We start from the raw sequence: 18,870 nt of genomic DNA, 5'->3' as shown, positions 1-18,870 counted from the left end.
TTTATAAACTTAAAAATACTTCTTCTGCCAAATGGATAGCCTCATTTGCAGCAGGCAATCCACAATAAATGGATGCTTGCATAATAATTTCTTTAATATAATCCTTCGTTAAACCATTGTTAAATGCTGCCCGAATGTGCATTTTAAGCTCATCTTTTCGGTTCAAGGCAATCAACATAGCTATTGTAATTTTACTGCGATCCGTTTTATTCATTCCTGGTCGTGACCAAATATCTCCCCAAGCATATTCTGTAATAAACTCTTGAAAATCGGTGTTAAAAGCATTCTTCTTGGAATTTGCTTTATCCACATGGGCATTTCCAAGTACAGTACGTCGAATGTGCATTCCTCTTTCCTCCTTACTAGTGCCTACAATAAAATCTACTAATTTATCTGCATATTCTTCTGGTTTTTCAGTTGCACACAAATGTTTAGTTTGAATCATTACATACATGTGAGAGTTAGGGATATTGTCTGCTAAATATTCGGCCTGCTCCACAGTAGTAACAGGATCCTCATCTCCAGTAATAACCAACGTTGGCACAAATATTTTAGGTAAATCTTTCCTGAAATCAGCATCCCTTATGGCTGCACAACAAGAAATATATCCTGCATCAGAAGACCTATTCACCATGGCTTTCATTTCAGCAATTTTACTTTTTTGAGTAGAAATAAAATCATCAGAAAACCATCGTTGCATAAATTCATCGGCAAGAGCACCTGTACCAGCTTCAGCAATTTTCTCAGCCCTTTCTGTCCATCTAGCTTCATCTCCAATTTTAGCGCCCGTATTAGAAAGTATCAAATGCGTCAATCGACTTCCATAATGAATTCCTAAATATTGACCGATTAGCCCTCCCATTGATAAGCCGCAGAAAGCAAATTTCTGAATGCCCAAATCGTCAGCCAATTGAATCACATCTTTTGCTAAAAGTTCAATGGAATATTCTCCATCGGTGGCTGTGGAATGACCGTGTCCTCGCGTATCATAACGTAACACTTGAAAATAGGGCAACAAATGAGGCACCAAATCGTCCCACATGTGGTAATTTGCTCCCAATGAATTGGAAAAAATCAGGACAGGACTATTTGGAGTTCCTTCCAGTTGATAATGTGTTCTCATAGTTTTTCAAGGTTAAGTCAATCATTTCCAATGAATTACCTATAGAATTTTCAGGCAAAAACAATTCATCTAAATTATCGATTTCTAAGGATAATTCCTTGCAGACCTCTTTTAAATGTTTAGCTGATTTTATGGATAATTTACAGGCTTTTTCTACTAATTCGTGCGCAGCCAATTTTCCTAAAGACTTTGAAAGTGCCAATGAAACATTTTCAGCATAAATCAAACCCTTTGTGATTTCAATATTTTGAAACATTTGTTCTGCATCAACTTCCAAATTAGTCAATAATTCCAATGTTTTTTCCATAGCCCCTGCTGAAAGTCCATGCAACGTTTGAAGCGTTTCCCATTCCGCATGCCACTTACCTGCTGAACGTTCGTGCTCCTGGGTCATCACCGCAAGAATAGTTGCTGCCAAATGGGGTGTTCTGGCTGCATTGGCTAATATTGCTACGCATGTAACAGGATTCCTTTTATGTGGCATGGTACTTGATCCGCCCTTTCCATCGGCTGCACCTTCAAAGACCTCTGCAATTTCAGTTTGCATTAATAGGGAAATATCTGTGGCAATTTTTCCACAAAATCCAGTCAAATTGGCTAATACCGATGCCCACTCCGCGATGGAATCTCGATTTGATTGCCAAGAGGCTGATAAATTTAAGCCTAATTTTTGCGCCAAACCTTTCCGAACTTCTTCATTGATCCACTCATTCCCAGATCCAACTGCACCTGACAATTGAATTGTAAGTACTCGCTCTTTTACCTGATTCAATCGTTGTTGATGTCTTTGCAGTGCCTCTAAATATTCCGCTAATTTTAGTCCAAAAGTTATGGGTTTCGCTTGTTGCAAAAGAGTGCGTCCCATCATAAGCGTTGAACGATGTTTTTGAATAAGTGAAACTAATATTGCCCCTAATTTTTGAAAATTATGTTCCAAAAATGTAATCCATTCGGCAATTTCAAGTACTTGGGCGGTGTCAATAACATCTTGACTCGTAGCACCTAAATGCACATATCGAGAGGCCTCAACATCGTTGTTTTTTACAATGCGAGTTAATTGCTGCACCAAAGGAATGGCAGCATTTCCACCCAATCGAATATCTGATTTGAGTTTTTCAATATCCAAAAATTTTACTTCTGCACAGGCTTTAATCCATTCGGCTGCCTTTTCAGGAATAATTCCATTTTCTGCCTGTATTTTTGCTAAGCTCGATTCAAAGAATAACATTCTCGACAAGTCCTTCTCATCAGAAGAAATGTCAGAAAAATTACTGGAATAAAACAGTTGAGAATATAAACTCATTAGACTTCAAAAAATACAGTTTCATTATCACCCTGCATGTGCACATCAAATTGGTAAACATTTCCAGTTTTGGAAGCAATTAATGTATTTCGCCTATCCTCAGGAATTTGATTTAAAACGCTATCCTTTTCATTCAAAGACTCTTCATCTGCAAAATAAATTCGAGTATAGGAATGAATCAATTGTCCACGCATGAATACGATTAACGAGAAATAAGGCGCATTACAATCCACCGATTGAGGCTTTAAAGCATAAAATAGATACTCATTTCCTGGTAAAGTCCCAGTGCCAAATCGACCAAAACCTTCTTGCTCATTATCCTTATGCCAAAGTTCCACCATGGCATCTGGAATTACTTCACCATTTCCATCTAACACTCGACCTTTCACTATAATCGCTTCTGGATGAAGGGGTGAAATCAATTCATTTGCAACCAAAGATTTAAAATCATATCCGTATTGCTCAGGGGTTAATCCATAAGCAAAATAGGGACCCACGGTTTGGGAAGGTGTTTGTAAAAATTTCTTTTCCATCTTAAAGCTTTTCAAATGGGGTTGTTTTATCTCCTCTTAAAATTATGTCAAAACGGTAGGCCAAAGCAAAATCTGGCTCTGTTCTATCCAAATCAAATGATGCAATCACCAAAGGCCTTCCCTTCTCAGGAACACCTTGAAAAATCGGATCGTATTGCAACAATGGGTCACCTGGAAAATACATTTGGGTTACTAAACGCGTAGTAATGTTTGGACCAAATAAAGAAAAATGAATATGATTGGGCCTCCAAGCATTGAAGTGGTTTCCCCAAGGATAAGCTCCCGGCTTGATTGTATAAAAGCAATAGTACCCGTCCTTGTCTGTACGTGTGCGACCTGTTCCTAAAAAATTAGGGTCAAGTGGTGCCTCATGCTTATCGACTTTATGCACATAACGACCAGCAGCATTCGCTTGCCAAATTTCTACCAACGTATTGGGAATAGGTTGTCCTAATTCATTCAAAACCTTTCCATGTACCACTATTCGCTCTCCCAAAGGATTGCCATTTACGATGGAATTTTTGGTCAAATCATGATCAAATTCACCCAATTGATAATCGCCAAATACTGGTCCCGACATCTCTGATAGTCCTTGAGGCAAAACAATCATAGGGCGTGATGGAGCTCGTAAAACAGTCGATTTATAATCCGGGTATAATTTTGGAGGATGCACCGACTCATCCATTGAAAATAAAATAGTTGACATAATATTCAAATTTACCCTGCAAGTTGTCGGAATATTTTAGCTTTTTCTTGGATAAATGAAAATATTATTTGTACTTTTGAAACATATTTTTAATACAAAATAACTAAAATTAAAAATTTGATTGATTTTTATTGGTACAATTTAAACAAATGAAAAGTACTATCTTACAATTTAAGGGATTATACGGAGATCTAAATCCAAATGCCTTCCCAGGTTTATTGACTTGGGAACCTTTAGAGGTGAGAAGTAAATTGTACAATTGGGAAATTGAGGAACACATCCATGAGGACATCATTCAATTCTTTTGGATTGAATCTGGCAAAGGAACCATTAAATCTGGAAAAGATCGATTGGTATTTGAAGGACCTAGTTTATTAAGTATTCCAAGTAATCATTTACACGGCTTTTCCTTTCAACCAGGAATTGAGGGGGAAGTTTTAAGTATTTCCTTCGATTACGTTCTGAAATTACTCGAATCTGAACCGCAAATTACGCAGATGTTATTTGAAGAGATTTTGGTTATTAAGTTTTTTGATTTCGCAGATAGACTAATTTATTTCAAAGGCTTAATACAATCGATCGTATCGGAATGGAAAGAGGAAAATGAGCAAAAAAGTGTGGCAATTAAAGCCTATTTTCTTTTATTTTTTACACAATTGTATCGTTTGCAGGTACTTCAACAAGGCAACCATCTAAGTGATGACAAAAAAAGTTTACAATATTTTCAAAAATTCAAGAAATTGGTTCGACAAAATTATCTGGAACATTGGTCGATTCTTCAATATGCCCAACAATTGGGAATTAGTCGAGTACATTTGAATCGAATTTGTCAGGAAACGCATGGAGAAACTGCCCACCAAATTATACAAAATCAATTGATTATTGAGGCAAAAAACTATTTATTGAATAGTTCCTACAGCATTTCAGAAATCGCTTACTTATTAAACTACAAAGACCCGGCTTATTTCACTCGGGTCTTTCGTAAGGCAACGGGAGTGTCACCTAGGGAGTTTCAGAAGAATTAAGATATCTCCTTACTCGATATCTTCATTGTCATAATTCCTGCCAACAAGGTTGGTGCAGCAAATACTAAAAAGCTTTCGGTCATATTTAGTCCAATGGCTATTAAGAGGCCTCCAACGATTGGACCAATAATACCTCCAACTCTACCCATACCAATAGCCCAACCTACTCCAGTAGAACGAATCTGTGTTGGATACATTCTGGCAGCTACAGCATACAATCCCACAAAGCCACCTTGTACACCAAATCCTAATAGGAAGAAAATGAATAACACGGCATCTGAACCTACGAAAAATCCAAAAATGGCCATTAAGAAAGCTGTTAAAATCAAGATAAAACCAATCGTTTTTTTCAAGCCAAATTTCAAGGAAAGATATCCTTGTGTAGAAATTCCTAAAATGGCCCCTGAGTTGAAAATAGTACCTGCCCAAATGGCATTTTCCATAGAAACACCTGCATCTGAGGCTAATTTCGGAATCCAATTAGTTAAAAAATACAAGGTTGAGAAAGCTAAAAATAAGGACAACCATAATTGCAGCGTCGATATTTTATATTCTGCTTCCAACAAAGTACTTACGCGAACTGCTTTCCCAGCATGAGCTTTTTCTGGCAATTCCTTCAATTCCTCTAAATTCAATTTCTTTAAAATTGCATTTGCCTTTTCCAATGCACCTGCAGGCTGTGATTTCAAATAAAAATCCAGCGATTCTGTCAAAAAGAAATACAAAATAGGTAATGCCAAAAAGGTAAACATACCTGCCACCTCAAACATACGTTGCCAGCCTGAGGCCTTGATAATACCTGCAGAGGCTAATCCAGAGGCTACTGCCCCCACTGGATAACCAGAAATCACAAAACTTACCCAAAAATCTTTAGTATTATTGGGAGTATATTCGGCAGTTAGCGCAGCTGTACTTGCCAACATGGCACCTAATCCTAATCCAGAAATGAATCGAAAACTTAACAAATGCCACACTTCAGTAGAATAGGTTGTCAAATAGATACAAGAGCCCATGATGGCAGCAGCTAAGAGCATCATGGCCTTCCGACCAATTTTATCGGCAAATGGTGCTAAAATAATGGCTCCGAAGGTCATACCGACTAATCCTGAACTAAACACTACCCCCAATTTGGCAGGAGATATAGCCCATGCCTTGGCGATTGCTGGTGCGGTGTAAGAAATAATCATCACGTCCATGCCATCGAGCATGTTCATTAAAAAACATACCAATATCACCATATATTGCAGCGATAACATGGGTTTTTGATCGAGTTGGTTTTTCATAGTTTTTATTTAATAGAATCGAAGAATATAAGAATCGAAGAAACTAAGAAACAAAAAATCATATTTTAGTTAAATCACTTCTTAAATTCTTATATTCTTATATTCTTATATTCCTATATTCCTATATTCTTATATTCCTATATTCATAATTTCAGCATCCTCCCCGCATTCCCCTTCAAAATCCCCTCTTTCACCTCTTCTTTAAATCCAGCGGTTTCAAAATCTTTCATCCAGCGTTCTGGAGTGATTAATGGAAAGTCGGTTCCAAAAAGCATTCTATCTTTTAAAAGGGTATTCGCATACTGAACTAATTGGGCAGGAAAGTATTTGGGCGACCAGCCACTAAGGTCAATATAAACATTGGGTTTATGCATGGCTACCGAAAGGGCTTCGTCTTGCCAAGGCCAACTTGGGTGGGCAATGATAATCGGACAATCTGGAAAATCAATAGCCACATCATCTAAATGCATTGGATTGGAATATTCCAAACGTAATCCGCCCCCTCCTTTTACGCCAGAACCGAATCCAGAATGTCCCGAATGAAACAACATTGGCAAATTATATTCTGCAATCACTTCATATAAATGATAGGCCATGGAGTCATTTGGATAAAATCCTTGTACGGTAGGATGAAACTTAAATCCTTTCACGCCATAGTTTTCAATTAAATCTCTCGCCTCTCTTGCCCCCATTCGCCCCTTATGTGGATCAATACTTGCAAAGGCAAGCATCACATCATCATTTTTCAGCGCGCATTCTGCCACTTCAATGTTTGGAATGCGTTTTTTACCCACCTCAAATTCCGAATCGATGGTAAACATGACCAAAGCCATGTTTTGCTCCCGATAAAAATCGGCCGTTTCTTGCATGGTCGGACGTTTGTCGGACTTAAAATACTTGGCAAAGGCTTCGTCAAGTTCTGGACGAAAATCGTCGTGAGGTTGACAACACGACACCTCTGCATGGGTATGAATGTCAAGAGCAACAATTTTATTTATATCAATCATTTTCTATTGATTTACGTCGATAATTATTTTTGTGGCTTTTCCTGAGGCTGCCAAATCAATTGCCTCTTGAAAATCCTCTAAGGGATATCTGCCCGAAATAATATTGGAAGGCAGTATTGTTTTACTTTCAATTAATCGAATCGTTTCTCTGAAATCCTCAGGATGATCGTAAATAATGGAAGGCAAAATAGAAATTCCCTCTCGGGCTATCCGAATTGGCACAAAAGTTGTGGGTTCGGTGGCAAGTCCCACCAGAATAACTTCTGAACCTCTTGGTGCCGTTTCTAAAATCAAATTGGTGGCCTTTGTGGCACCTACGCAATCATAAACTGCTTCAATTTCGTTTTGGTACAAAAAATCAGCCAAGCCTTCGCTTGGCAATAGCTTCGCACCTAAACGAACGGCAAAATCTTCCTTATCTTTTACCAAATCTTTGGCAAACACTGAATATCCTTTGGCAATGGCCAATTGGGTCAACAACAAACCAATAGCACCCAAGCCAAAAATAGCAATACTTGCCCCAGGTTTTGCAGAAGTACATTTTAAGGCATGAACAACCACTGCCAAAGGTTCAATGCAAACGGCATCATCGTCCGAAATGGAAGATGGAATAGGCCAGCAATATTCTGCATCATAAGCGAAATATTCAGAAAAACAACCAGCAGCATTTACTCCTACTACAATTTTATTTGGACAAATTTTTGCTTTTCCATTGTTACAAAATCGACAATCACCACAAGGCACATTGGGCTCAATGGCCACACGTTGTCCTACTTGCAAGTTAGTAACTTGCGATCCAATTTGTTCTATGATTCCTATGCCCTCATGACCAATTATATTAGGCTCGGGCAACAAACGATCTCCCAAATACAAATGCACATCTGAACCACAAATTCCAATGGAGTGCAAACGAATCAATACCTCATTAGCTTTGGGCACCGGTTTTTCGCATTGTTTTACCTCTATATTTTTTGGACCTTGTAATACCGCAGCAATCATATTTTATCAGAAGAAATCGAACGAATAATAAATCCCATAACCAATAATGGAATAGAAAATAACACAAATAATAGAGAATTTCCTAATTGCATATCGGATAAAATACCAAATACTGCCGGTCCCAAAATAGCACCTAAGCGACCAATTCCAACCGTATATCCAACACCTGTTGCTCTAAATTGCGTTGGATAAATCCGCGAAAGTATCGGCCAAATGCCATTGAATCCGCCTTGGGCAAACATTCCGATAAATAGTACCAAAATAAATATCAAGGCTGTTGTTAAGGGTAAAAAGGCATACAATTGCATAACTGCAAAGGCCAACAACATATAGGCAAAATGGGTTCTTTTCAATCCAAATCTTGAGCCAATAGCCCCGATAGATGAAGATCCTAAAGCCGCTCCAATATTTAATGCAATACCTACATAAGTTGCCAATTCAAAGGGCATACCCGAATCTTTGGCAATGTTGGGCACCCACGACATCACCGTGTACAAGGTCATAAAACCAAAAAATGCCGCCACCCACAAACGGATGGTGATCGGTTTAAATTCGGGGGTTAATAAAACCTTAGCTCCCTGCTCTTCGATTTGTTTATGTTTAAACTCTTCAGAATCTTTCATAAACAGAAATACCAGAACCGTCATAAAAGCAGAGAAACAGCCTGCTAATAAAAAAGCAAAATGCCAACCTTCGGCCGGAATTAAATCGGCACAAATCAAACCCGTTAATATGGCTCCAATTGGCCAACCCGCTTGAATGAGTCCCACATTGAAATCGCGGTATTTTTCATTGGAATATTCAGCAGCAGTTGTGGTAATAGTGGGTAAAATTCCTCCAATACCCAAACCTGTTAAAAATCGCCAGGCTAAAAGAGGCAAATAAGAAGTAGAAAAAGAAACGCCAAACATACCCAAACTAACCATCAACAAGGATATCAAAAAGATATTTCTCCTTCCATATTTATCTGCTTGGGGAGCAAGAAAAAAACAACCGAGCGTCATGCCGGCCAAACCAGCACTGAATATATAGCCCATCTCAGTTTTGGAAAGTCCAAATTCCTTAATGATTTCTGAACTTGAAAAGGATACAATCAAGACATCGATTCCATCATTAAAATTCATGAAAAAGCACAAAGCCACCATCAGAATTTGGAATCCTGACATTGGTAAATCTTTTTTTTGTACTATTTTATTCATTATTCTAAAAATCCTCCAGCTGGTTTTACACCTGTTTTTACCCAATTTCGCATCATATCAAAAGCAGCAGCCGTTTGTTGTGGAGTAAAAGCACAATGAGCTTGTCCATTCGTATATTTTACAGTAAAATACTGATCTCTTTGTTGCGTATGAATCATGTTTTCAATGTTCGTCACAGCATAAGACGCAGGAATCAATTGATCATAAATGGTATGTACCAACAACATGGGTTTATTGATTTTTCCATTTCGGTCTAATCGGCCTAAAACCTTATTCGGATCTTGCGTTGCAGGCAAGCGCTCAGCCAATTTGTTAACCTTTAAATCGTCTGGAAAACCAATATACACCGTTTGCATGTTATCAAAAGGATTACCATTATAACGGATTGCTAAATCACGCAACACATTTTGATTAAAGAATAAGGCTCCACCCAAATCTTTCAATTTTAAATCGAATCGCTTGGCAAATGCAAATGCCAAAGTGGAATCTTTATCCATGATAGACTTCATGATTTGCCCTATTTTCGGACCTGCCTCTCTCAAATTTACATAGCCAACCGATGAATTAACATTAAAAATGTCTTTCAAACTTGGTACAATACCTGGAAACAATCCATTGAAGGTTGAATACATATCGTATTCTTTTCTACACTGCAAGTACGGTCGAGATGCCAAAGGACACAAGGGAAGGCCTCCGTTGTAATTATCTCCAAAATATTCTAAAGTTCCTACGGTGATTCCACCACCCATGGAATGGCCCATCATAAACGTTGAATCAGGCTTACCCATGTTCTTTACAAAAGCCTGACGCAGTTCTTCTGTTGCTTCAATTCCCTCAGGCAACACAAAACCCACCTCTGGATAATCCGAAGCAGCAATGGCAAAGCCTTTGTTCAAGATAACTTCCAATCGTTTTTCTAATCCCACATTGGAATCTTGCGGTTTTTGGCCTTGAAATTGATATCCATGCGCGTACATGACCAATTTTTTGTTCCAATTTTTCGGAACCAATACTTGGTAAGTTCCACCTTTTAAAGGTCCGAAGTCTTTACGCTCGATTTGGGAGAAAGAGGTAAAAGTGAGCAGAGTGAGCACTAACAAGTGAGCCAGTGAGCCAGTGAGCAAGAAATTTTTAAAAACTTTCATAATTTATAATTCATAATTCATAATTCATAATTCATAATTTCCCGGAGCTAACGCACCGGGCTAAGCAAGTAAAGCCCTCCGGGCTTAATACCTCATACCTCATACCTCATACCATCCGAATCCCTCCATCCAATCTCACCACTTCCCCATTCAACATTGTATTTTCAATTATTTGCTTCACCAATTGGGCAAATTCTGAAGGTTTACCTAATCTTTTAGGAAATGGAATTTGTTGAGCTAAGGAATCTTGCACCTCTTGTGAAAGGTTTTTTAACAAGGGTGTTTCAAAAATTCCCGGAGCAATGCAATTCACACGGATTCCCATGCGGGCAAATTCGCGAGCGATGGGTAAAGTCATGGCTACAATGCCACCTTTTGAGGCGGAATAGGCCGCTTGACCAATCTGGCCATCAAATGCAGCAACCGAGGCCGTATTAATTACTATTCCACGTTCGCCATCAACGTTCCACTCATTGTGTTGCATCTCATTGGCTACCAAACGTAGGGTATTAAAGGTACCAAATAAGTTCACTTCAACTACCTTCTGAAAAGCTTCTAAAGGATGAGGACCTTCTTTTCCGACAACACGTTTGGCAGGACCTAAACCAGCACAATTGATAATTCCGTGCAAAGCACCAAATTGTGATTTTGCAAGATTTACGGCATTTTGTACTTGTTCTTCAGAAGTGATATCGCAATGAATAAACAAGGAATTGTGACCTAAATTTTGTTCAGCTTGCTGACCAAGCGGCTCATTTATATCCAACAAAACCACCTTGGCATCCGACTGAATCAAAAGTTCCGCCGTGGCATATCCGAGTCCAGATGCACCCCCAGAAATCACAAAGGTTTTCTCTTTAATTTCCATTTTCGTACATTTTTGCTACCAAATGGGCGCGATGTTTTAAAATCACACGCTGGTTCAAACTACCTTTATCAGTAATTTCACCCACATCAATACTAGGAGCATCAATAGCTATTTCGAATCGTTTGATATAGGTAGAACTTCCAGTAGAAGAGGTATTGATTTCATCTATTTTTTCTTGAACAGCTTGCAAAATCACAAGATGTTCAAATAACTCTTTCCTGGAAACTTCTTCGTTGATAAGTCCTCTACAAGCCTCTTCATTTAAAAACAAAATAGCCCCAACAAAGGCCTGATCTAATCCGGCCAAAACAACATCTTGAATAATAGGTGAACCTTTGGAGATCACTTTTGCTTTCAAAATTCCCACATTGACCCAAGTTCCGGTATTTAATTTAAAATCTTCTGCGATGCGACCATCAAACACCATTCCTTTGTCGGTATTTTCTGGATCTAAAAACTTCACCGCATCACCTGAACAATAATATCCTTCTTCATCAAATGAAGCCTTCGTGGCTTCACCATTTTTCCAATAACCCACAGTGATATTGGGTCCCTTATAACGAGCTTCTACTTTATCGCCATCGGGCACTAATTTGATATCTAACCCGGCGACCGGAACTCCGAGTAAACCCGAAAATGCCCCACCCCAATTGGCAAACATGGCAGAGGGACCCGCTTCTGTGCAGCCCAAACCGGTAATTATAGGAATTTTGGACCCAATGGTTTCAATGGCCAATCGCTCCAAGGCATCCCAAATGGGTTGGGCCATAGATGCACCCGCATAAAATAAAATTTGCAGATTTTTGAAAAAAGATTCTCGCAAGTCAGGCTCTTTTTCCAAAGCAGCTACCAACATTTCAAATCCTTTAGGCACATTGAAATAGGCCGTTGGAGAAATCGCACGAAGGTTTTGAATGGTTTTTTCCATATCTCGAGCCGTTGGCCGACCTTCATCCAAGTACAAAGTTCCTCCATTGTAAACCGTCAAACCAAAATTTTGATTACCCCCAAACGTATGATTCCAGGGCAACCAATCTACAAAAACAGGTGGTGTATCGGCCATAAATGGCAAAGCTTGGGTAATTTGCTGCAAACTGGCACACCACATCCCATGGGTATTCGTTACACCTTTGGGCAAACCAGTTGAACCCGAAGTAAATAAAATTTTGGCTGGAGTTTCTCGATTTACACGCTCATGATATTCGGCAACTTCTTCCGTAACATCTGTTTCCAGTAAATCTGCAAAACTTGCTTCTGGACTTTCCTCCGCACAAACTACGATGGCATTGGGGAACATTTCCTTCGCCACTTGAATGGCCCTGCTATAGGTTTTTCCGTTTTGTGCAAAGATTACTTTCGGCTTCATCACTGACAAACAATGACGTAATTTTCCGAAATCATTTGACACTAAGGAGTAAGGTGGAGAAATAGGAGAATAAGGAATCCCAATGTGCAAGGCGGCTAATGCTACCAAAGCATGCTCAATGGAGTTTTCTGAAAGGATAACCAAACCTTCATCTCTTTTAAAATCAAAATCGATGAACACTTGTGATAATTTTTCAACTAAGGAAAAAGCTTCTGAAAATGTCAGTGACTGCCAAATTTCTTGATTTTTTTTCGATAAGAAGGCTTGCTGCGGTTTCACAGAAGCAAAATGCATCAAACGATCTGTAAAACGATGTGGATATTCCTTGACTTCTTCCAATAATTGGTAATGAAGCAATCCATTTTCATCTAAAAATGTGCGTGTTTTGTTTGGACCAAAATGTACTTTTTTATATACACTCATTAATTTTCTCCCACTTTTTTGGCACGACCCTCTAAAAAATCTTTTAAACGTTGTTTGGCTTCTGGGGCATCTTGCGCCATGGCTGCCATAAGACTTTCCAACATGAGTCCCTCCTGCTGATTTGAATCAACTATTTTAGGTAAAACATGCGTCAAGGCATAATTGGTTAATCCAGCGTTTGAGGCAATTTTATTGGCTAATTCGATTCCTTTCTCCAATCCTTGCCCCTCTTCCACTAAATATTGAGCCATTCCGATTCGCTCACCCTCCTCGGCATTGAACACTCGACCGGTCAACATCATATCTGTCATGCGAGCAATACCAATCAATTTGGGTAATCGAACCGAAGCTCCCCCACCCACAAAAATTCCCCGTTGTCCCTCTGGTAAGGCATAAAAAGTTGATGCATCTGCCACTCGAATGTGGCATGCAGAGGCAATTTCTAATCCACCACCAACAACAGCTCCATGAAGAACAGCTACAACTGGACAAGCTGCAAATTGAATTTTATTCATCACACGATGCCACATTTGAGAATGTTGCAATCCTTGTACAATGTCGCGCTCTTTTAATTCAGATAAGTCTAGTCCTGCCGAAAAATGTTTTCCATTTCCTTGAATGATCACACATTTTATATCGGAATTTACTTGGTCAACTATATTTTCAAGAGCTAAAATCAGCTCATCATTACAGGCATTTCGTTTTTCTGGACGATTTAAGGTAATGATGAGCAAATTATCCTGCTGTTCAACGAGTATCGTATGGCTATTGGATGTTATCATGTTATGATTCGCCCCAAACTTTAATGGCAGTATTTACGACTAATTCTAATTTTCTCCACTGGTCGTCATGCGTCATATCATTTCCATGGTGCGTGGAAGAGAATCCACATTGCGGACTCAAACACATATTTTCCAATGGCATGTATTGCGCAGCCTCATCAATTCGCTTGCACAAATCGTCCATTTTTTCTAATTCTTTTACCTTGGATGAAACGATACCTAAAACCACTTTTTTCTCTTTTGGCACAAATCGAAGTGGAGCAAAATCCCCTGAACGCTCATCGTCGTATTCTAAGAAATAACCATCCACATTGATTTGATTGAATAAAATTTCTGCCACTGGCTCATAACCACCTTCTGCAAACCAAGTAGAACGATAATTACCGCGACATAAGTGAATTCCAACCATTAAATCCTCTGGACGATCGTCGATTACCGAATTAATCAATGCAGCATACGTACGTGGCAATTCATCAGGATCTTCTCCTCTTTCTTTGGCTGCAGCACGCATTTTAGGGTCACACAAATAAGCCAAATTGGTATCATCTAATTGCAAATATCGCAAACCATTTTGGTAAAGATGATCGATTTCTTGACGATATGCCTTGGACAAATCGTGGAAAAACTCGTCCAAATCCGGATAGGAATTAATATCAATTGAAGCACGCCCCCCACGGAAGTGAACCATGGTTGGGGAAGGAATACTCACTTTAGGAGTTTGTGTAGTAACAGATTTCAAGAAGTTAAAATCATCTACTTGAATGTCTTTAACATGTGCCAATTTTCCAGTAACCGATAATTTGGGCGGAGTAAAACCATCTTCTGCAGCTTTTGCATTCGGGTTGGCTTCGATGCCACCTGTTACGGTTACGCCAGCTAATTCTTTTAGAAAATCAAGGTGAAAATAATCACGACGGAATTCACCGTCGGTGATGGATTTCATTCCGATTGATTCTAATTTTTTAACAGTTTCAGCAATTCCTATATTTTCAATTTCGCGAAGTTCTGCGGCGGTAATTTCGCCATTTTTCCAACGCAAACGATTTATTTTAACTTCTTCTGTACGCAATAAGCTTCCCACGTGGTCGGCTCTGAAAGGTAATTTTTTCATTGTAGGTTTTAGGGATAATTATAAAACTTTGTAAACTTTTATTAAAACAGCATCTGGTAAGCGTTCTCCAGAGCAGACATAAATTGCATTGTTAATTTTTTCATATTTACCTGCGGGTGCTTCAAAATTAGGCACAGCACGGAAATAGTATTGAGACGGATCTACTTTCTCACCTTTTGCAATACGAGCTGCAACTTCGGGAGTTGCCACACGCATTCCGATGTTTTTGATGTATATGATGACACCATCATCGGTTTTAAATTGATAATGGGCCTCTAATTCGGCTACACCATCCTTACGAACAATTTGCCAGTCGGCACCTCCTTTTAAAATCTCACCTTTAATACTAGGACCAGTTACTGTACCGCCAATTATTGGAATGATGCGACGCATGCCGTGCGGAGTTTCACCAACGACCAAGGCAGGATCCAATTTTACGGTAAGTTCACAGAAATACTCCAAAGATGGTTGATTTTGGGCAAATGACATAAGCGGGAAAATAAGAAAGAGTAAATGTATAATTTTCTTCATAAATAGGATTTTACTTAAAATTATGAAAGGTTTTTGATAAAATAATACAATTATTGAATCAAAATGATAAAATAATTAAAAAAAACAAACCCAGAGGTTAAAAACCCCTGGGTTTAGGAACTCCTAGTTCTAAAAATATATCAGATCTTTAATTTTTTAATAAGGAAATGGTACTTACTTGTTCATTTTGCTTCACTCGAATAAAGTACTTTTGAATTCGAAGTCCGCCTAAATTATTCAACGTAAGTTCCTGAGTATTGGCTGGGTATTCCCTTGCCAATAATACGTTTCCTGATAAGTCAAATAACTCTAAACTTGTTGTTGTTAGGCTCTGGTTTTCAAATCGCAGCGTAATATTATCTGCAAATGGATTTGGAAAAACAGATACTAGGATTGGGTCTGCAAGGCTTTGATTAGAAGCAATTGGCATTGTTTTGTTGTAAAACGCACTACCAATACCTTGTTTAAAACCTTGTCGGACTATCGTCCCATCCGGCATTTTAAAAGTGCCTTGCACGCTGTTCTGCGTCACCACATGAGAAAAATAATTATTTTTCACAAGGGTTGAGTTCCCTAATGAGCTAAACGTATAGCTCATTATTTTCTGTGCTTTCAGGGTACCTCCCATACCCAAAACAAAACAAATGGATAAGCAGACTTTTTTCATATTATTTGTAGTAAGAAACATAAAATACAACACCATTACCATTATTAGAACCAGAACTAATATTTGAACTAACATTTTTAATTAAAATAGAAGTTGTATTAGCTGTATAATAAGTTGAAGTTGGTATAACTTGTCTCATTGTACTACTACTTACAAAAAACAATTTAATTGGACCACCAAAACGTGTATTAGTAAATGTATAGGTATAATCTTTAGTAGAGGAATTCAAACCAGAGGTTGTAAATGTCTCATAAACCTCTGTAACCCATTGGTTTGTTGTACCATTTGAAATCAAAATCTCATCTGCTCCTCCAATTTCTAATTTCGAAACCGAAATTGCTGCATCTGATTTGACATCAACATTAACAATTGAACCATCGGCAATTTTTGCTGAGGTTACAGCGCCATCATTAATTTTAGCGGTTGTAACCTTGCCATCACCAATAGCAGGAGAAGATGCGGTACCCGATAAATCTCCACCAATAGAAACTTTGGCATCCAATGCACTTTGAGTAGCAGTACTTATTGGTTTATTAGCATCTGATGTGTTATCAACATTCGCTAAGCCTACCGCTGTCTTGTCTAAGGTCTGCCAGCTCTTATCTCCTCTATAGTATTGACCTGTTGTCCCTGCTACTATCGTATTCTCTTTCGTAGCCAAGTTGCTCGTTGTTGTACCCGACAAACTAGTCACTGTTGAACTTAAAGTATTGATCGTTGTCGTTAAATCACTCGCTTTATTATCTACATACGTCTTAACCGCTTTAGCTGATGTGTATTTCGAATCTGAGGTTCCGTCTGTTGACACGTCAGTCGATTTATTCGATGCATTCTCCTTCAAATCCAAGGCAGTTTGAGTTGCTGTACTCACTGGCTTATTCGCATCTGAAGTATTATCAACATTCGCTAAGCCTACCGCTGTCTTGTCTAAGGTCTGCCAGCTCTTATCTCCTCTATAGTATTGACCTGTTGTCCCTGCTACTATCGTATTCTCTTTCGTAGCCAAGTTGCTCGTTGTTGTACCAGACAAACTAGTCACTGTTGAACTTAAAGTATTGATCGTTGTCGTTAAATCACTCGCTTTATTATCTACATACGTCTTAACCGCTTTAGCTGATGTGTATTTCGTATCTGAGGTTCCGTCTGTTGACACGTCAGTCGATTTATTCGATGCATTCTCCTTCAAATCCAAGGCAGTTTGAGTTGCTGTACTCACTGGCTTATTCGCATCTGAAGTATTATCAACGTTCGCTAAGCCTACCGCTGTCTTGTCTAAGGTCTGCCAGCTCTTATCTCCTCTATAGTATTGACCTGTTGTCCCTGCTACTATCGTATTCTCTTTCGTAGCCAAGTTGCTCGTTGTTGTACCAGACAAACTAGTCACTGTTGAACTTAAAGTATTGATCGTTGCCGTTAAATCACTCGCTTTATTATCTACATACGTCTTAACCGCTTTAGCTGATGTGTATTTCGAATCTGAGGTTCCGTCTGTTGACACGTCAGTCGATTTATTCGATACATTCTCCTTCAAATCCAATGCAGTTTGAGTTGCTGTACTTAAATTGTTTATAGAATTTGAAACAAATTCTGTTGAGGCAATTTGATTTGTAGAATTACCTGAAGTAGCCGTAGGAACTTGAGGAACACCTGTAAAAGTAGGAGATTCTAAATCTGCTTTTAATGCCAATTGAGATGTAATATCAGTTGTTAAGGCAGTGGTAGAATTTGTTACTAAACTAGTCAATGTAGTATTCATTGAGTTTAAATTATTTGTCAATGATTGTACATTTCCATCAACATATTTTTTAACCGCTAATTGAGTAGGTACATTATCATCATTAGCATTAACTCCATTTAAATCAACAGCATTTGATTTTTTATTTAAATCAATTTTAGCATCAAGGGCATTTTTTTGAATTTTACTTATTGGCTTTTCATCATCAGAAGTATTAGAAACATTTGATAAACCAACCATATCCTTTGATAAACCAGATACAAAGCCGGTAAATGTAGGGGAATTAATATTAGCTTTTAAAGAAATATCATTACCGACATTAGATCCTAATGTTCCTATTTTATCAGTTACGATATTTACTATTAAATCATGTTCATCACTTAAAGATTTTGAAAACTTAGCATCAATATCTTTTTCTGAATTTCTTCTATCAGTTTTTTCCTTTTCAAAATCATTTCTCAATAAACCTTCCTCACCCTTAGCCCTAGCGATTTCTAAGTCAATTTTTGATTCCATAACTACTTCTTTGTCGCTCACTCTCGATTTCTCTGTGTTGAAATCATCACGCATTGACTTCTCTGCATCTTGGGCACGTTTGTCGTTATCTGCAATCGACTTGTCTGTTGCAGCTTCTTTGTCGCTCACTCTTGATTTCTCTGTGTTGAAATCATCACGCATTGACTTCTCTGCATCTTGGGCACGCTTGTCGTTATCTGCAATCGACTTGTCTGTTGCCAATTCTTTTGCATCTACTCTCGATTTCTCTGCTTTGAATTTGTCATCTATTGCTTTCTCTGCATCCTGAGCACGCTTGTCATTATCTGCAATTGACTTGTCAGTTGCAGCTTCTTTGTCGCTCACTCTTGATTTCTCTGTGTTGAAATCATCACGCATTGACTTCTCTGCATCTTGTGCACGCTTGTCATTATCTGCAATTGACTTGTCTGTTGCCAATTCTTTTGCATCTACTCTCGATTTCTCTGCTTTGAATTTGTCATCTATTGCTTTCTCTGCATCCTGAGCACGCTTGTCATTATCTGCAATTGACTTGTCAGTTGCAGCTT

General features: G+C 38.5%; 17 protein-coding genes. 1 reads left to right on the top strand and 16 read right to left on the bottom strand.

All coding sequences use genetic code 11. The features are described 5' to 3' along the window. Window position 1: 1 nt before the first annotated feature. Genes pcaDC through pcaH form a run of 4 tightly spaced genes read right to left on the bottom strand, consistent with a single transcriptional unit; the run spans window position 2 to window position 3,665 of the window. On the bottom strand, window positions 2–1,123 hold the full coding sequence (gene pcaDC / locus EOJ36_RS00080) for a bifunctional 3-oxoadipate enol-lactonase/4-carboxymuconolactone decarboxylase PcaDC (protein ID WP_127801982.1): 1,122 nt from the start codon (window positions 1,121–1,123) through the stop codon (window positions 2–4). Then, window positions 1,086–2,426 (bottom strand): 3-carboxy-cis,cis-muconate cycloisomerase, encoded by a 1,341-nt coding sequence (pcaB, locus tag EOJ36_RS00075; protein ID WP_127801981.1) that lies wholly within the window; start codon window positions 2,424–2,426, stop codon window positions 1,086–1,088. Before pcaB ends, pcaDC begins: the two co-directional genes overlap by 38 nt. Then, a complete protein-coding gene (gene pcaG, locus EOJ36_RS00070; RefSeq protein ID WP_127801980.1) occupies window positions 2,426–2,959 on the bottom strand; it encodes a protocatechuate 3,4-dioxygenase subunit alpha in 534 nt (177 codons plus the stop codon). The genes pcaB and pcaG overlap by 1 nt, the downstream gene beginning before the upstream one ends. A gap of 1 nt (window position 2,960) precedes the next feature. Continuing rightward, window positions 2,961–3,665 carry a protocatechuate 3,4-dioxygenase subunit beta gene (pcaH, locus tag EOJ36_RS00065; protein WP_127801979.1) on the bottom strand — a complete coding sequence of 235 codons (705 nt, stop codon included), beginning with the start codon at window positions 3,663–3,665 and terminating at the stop codon, window positions 2,961–2,963. A 149-nt stretch (window positions 3,666–3,814) separates the two neighbouring features. On the opposite strand from pcaH, the gene EOJ36_RS00060 reads away from it, so the two are divergent. After that, on the top strand, window positions 3,815–4,690 hold the full coding sequence (locus tag EOJ36_RS00060) for a helix-turn-helix domain-containing protein (protein ID WP_127801978.1): 876 nt from the start codon (window positions 3,815–3,817) through the stop codon (window positions 4,688–4,690). Here EOJ36_RS00060 and EOJ36_RS00055 read toward each other — a convergent pair. The 12 genes from EOJ36_RS00055 to EOJ36_RS11895 all read right to left on the bottom strand — a co-directional run. Next, window positions 4,687–5,973 (bottom strand): MFS transporter, encoded by a 1,287-nt coding sequence (locus EOJ36_RS00055; RefSeq protein WP_127801977.1) that lies wholly within the window; start codon window positions 5,971–5,973, stop codon window positions 4,687–4,689. The genes EOJ36_RS00060 and EOJ36_RS00055 overlap by 4 nt on opposite strands. Before the next feature lie 143 nt (window positions 5,974–6,116). Next, entirely contained in the window at window positions 6,117–6,980 is an 864-nt protein-coding gene (locus EOJ36_RS00050) for an amidohydrolase family protein (protein ID WP_317125888.1), read from the bottom strand. Between the two features lie 3 nt (window positions 6,981–6,983). Then, the gene (locus EOJ36_RS00045) at window positions 6,984–7,979 is read right to left on the bottom strand and encodes a zinc-dependent alcohol dehydrogenase (protein ID WP_127801976.1); all 996 of its coding nucleotides are present in this window, start codon (window positions 7,977–7,979) and stop codon (window positions 6,984–6,986) included. Next, a complete protein-coding gene (locus tag EOJ36_RS00040) occupies window positions 7,976–9,178 on the bottom strand; it encodes an MFS transporter (protein WP_127801975.1) in 1,203 nt (400 codons plus the stop codon). Before EOJ36_RS00040 ends, EOJ36_RS00045 begins: the two co-directional genes overlap by 4 nt. Beyond that, window positions 9,178–10,323, bottom strand: a complete 1,146-nt coding sequence (locus tag EOJ36_RS00035; RefSeq protein ID WP_127801974.1) for an alpha/beta hydrolase family protein — start codon at window positions 10,321–10,323, stop codon at window positions 9,178–9,180. The genes EOJ36_RS00040 and EOJ36_RS00035 overlap by 1 nt, the downstream gene beginning before the upstream one ends. A 106-nt stretch (window positions 10,324–10,429) precedes the next feature. Further along, complete coding sequence (locus EOJ36_RS00030; RefSeq protein ID WP_127801973.1) at window positions 10,430–11,191, bottom strand: 3-hydroxyacyl-CoA dehydrogenase; 762 nt, start codon at window positions 11,189–11,191, stop codon at window positions 10,430–10,432. Beyond that, complete coding sequence (locus EOJ36_RS00025) at window positions 11,181–12,980, bottom strand: feruloyl-CoA synthase (RefSeq protein ID WP_127801972.1); 1,800 nt, start codon at window positions 12,978–12,980, stop codon at window positions 11,181–11,183. The genes EOJ36_RS00030 and EOJ36_RS00025 overlap by 11 nt, the downstream gene beginning before the upstream one ends. Beyond that, entirely contained in the window at window positions 12,980–13,762 is a 783-nt protein-coding gene (locus EOJ36_RS00020) for a crotonase/enoyl-CoA hydratase family protein (protein ID WP_127801971.1), read from the bottom strand. The genes EOJ36_RS00025 and EOJ36_RS00020 overlap by 1 nt, the downstream gene beginning before the upstream one ends. Before the next feature lies 1 nt (window position 13,763). After that, complete coding sequence (locus tag EOJ36_RS00015) at window positions 13,764–14,873, bottom strand: 5-methyltetrahydropteroyltriglutamate--homocysteine S-methyltransferase (RefSeq protein ID WP_127801970.1); 1,110 nt, start codon at window positions 14,871–14,873, stop codon at window positions 13,764–13,766. An 18-nt stretch (window positions 14,874–14,891) separates the two neighbouring features. Further along, window positions 14,892–15,404, bottom strand: coding sequence for a DUF3237 domain-containing protein (locus tag EOJ36_RS00010; protein WP_127801969.1), 513 nt, complete (start codon window positions 15,402–15,404; stop codon window positions 14,892–14,894). A gap of 148 nt (window positions 15,405–15,552) precedes the next feature. Beyond that, complete coding sequence (locus EOJ36_RS00005) at window positions 15,553–16,071, bottom strand: T9SS type A sorting domain-containing protein (protein ID WP_164847791.1); 519 nt, start codon at window positions 16,069–16,071, stop codon at window positions 15,553–15,555. A 1-nt stretch (window position 16,072) separates the two neighbouring features. Next, the coding region (locus tag EOJ36_RS11895; RefSeq protein ID WP_164847790.1) for an autotransporter outer membrane beta-barrel domain-containing protein at window positions 16,073–18,870 on the bottom strand (2,798 nt) is incomplete at its 5' end.

The sequence above is a fragment of the Sandaracinomonas limnophila genome, assembly GCF_004005965.1.
GTDB lineage: Bacteria > Bacteroidota > Bacteroidia > Cytophagales > Spirosomataceae > Sandaracinomonas > Sandaracinomonas limnophila.
Note: the sequence above shows the minus strand (reverse complement) of the source record. Positions and strands in the feature narration are given on the sequence as shown.

What these genes read in the sequence shown, in the direction of transcription:
- EOJ36_RS00035 (WP_127801974.1), bottom strand. Translation starts at nt 10,323, where the DNA reads ATGAAAGTTTTTAAAAATTTCTTGCTCACTGGCTCACTGGCTCACTTG.
- EOJ36_RS00025 (WP_127801972.1), bottom strand. Translation starts at nt 12,980, where the DNA reads ATGAGTGTATATAAAAAAGTACATTTTGGTCCAAACAAAACACGCACA.
- EOJ36_RS00055 (WP_127801977.1), bottom strand. Translation starts at nt 5,973, where the DNA reads ATGAAAAACCAACTCGATCAAAAACCCATGTTATCGCTGCAATATATG.
- pcaH (WP_127801979.1), bottom strand. Translation starts at nt 3,665, where the DNA reads ATGTCAACTATTTTATTTTCAATGGATGAGTCGGTGCATCCTCCAAAA.
- pcaB (WP_127801981.1), bottom strand. Translation starts at nt 2,426, where the DNA reads ATGAGTTTATATTCTCAACTGTTTTATTCCAGTAATTTTTCTGACATT.
- EOJ36_RS00040 (WP_127801975.1), bottom strand. Translation starts at nt 9,178, where the DNA reads ATGAATAAAATAGTACAAAAAAAAGATTTACCAATGTCAGGATTCCAA.
- EOJ36_RS00060 (WP_127801978.1), top strand. Translation starts at nt 3,815, where the DNA reads ATGAAAAGTACTATCTTACAATTTAAGGGATTATACGGAGATCTAAAT.
- EOJ36_RS00020 (WP_127801971.1), bottom strand. Translation starts at nt 13,762, where the DNA reads ATGATAACATCCAATAGCCATACGATACTCGTTGAACAGCAGGATAAT.
- EOJ36_RS00005 (WP_164847791.1), bottom strand. Translation starts at nt 16,071, where the DNA reads ATGAAAAAAGTCTGCTTATCCATTTGTTTTGTTTTGGGTATGGGAGGT.
- EOJ36_RS00010 (WP_127801969.1), bottom strand. Translation starts at nt 15,404, where the DNA reads ATGAAGAAAATTATACATTTACTCTTTCTTATTTTCCCGCTTATGTCA.
- EOJ36_RS00050 (WP_317125888.1), bottom strand. Translation starts at nt 6,980, where the DNA reads ATGATTGATATAAATAAAATTGTTGCTCTTGACATTCATACCCATGCA.
- EOJ36_RS00015 (WP_127801970.1), bottom strand. Translation starts at nt 14,873, where the DNA reads ATGAAAAAATTACCTTTCAGAGCCGACCACGTGGGAAGCTTATTGCGT.
- EOJ36_RS00030 (WP_127801973.1), bottom strand. Translation starts at nt 11,191, where the DNA reads ATGGAAATTAAAGAGAAAACCTTTGTGATTTCTGGGGGTGCATCTGGA.
- pcaG (WP_127801980.1), bottom strand. Translation starts at nt 2,959, where the DNA reads ATGGAAAAGAAATTTTTACAAACACCTTCCCAAACCGTGGGTCCCTAT.
- pcaDC (WP_127801982.1), bottom strand. Translation starts at nt 1,123, where the DNA reads ATGAGAACACATTATCAACTGGAAGGAACTCCAAATAGTCCTGTCCTG.
- EOJ36_RS00045 (WP_127801976.1), bottom strand. Translation starts at nt 7,979, where the DNA reads ATGATTGCTGCGGTATTACAAGGTCCAAAAAATATAGAGGTAAAACAA.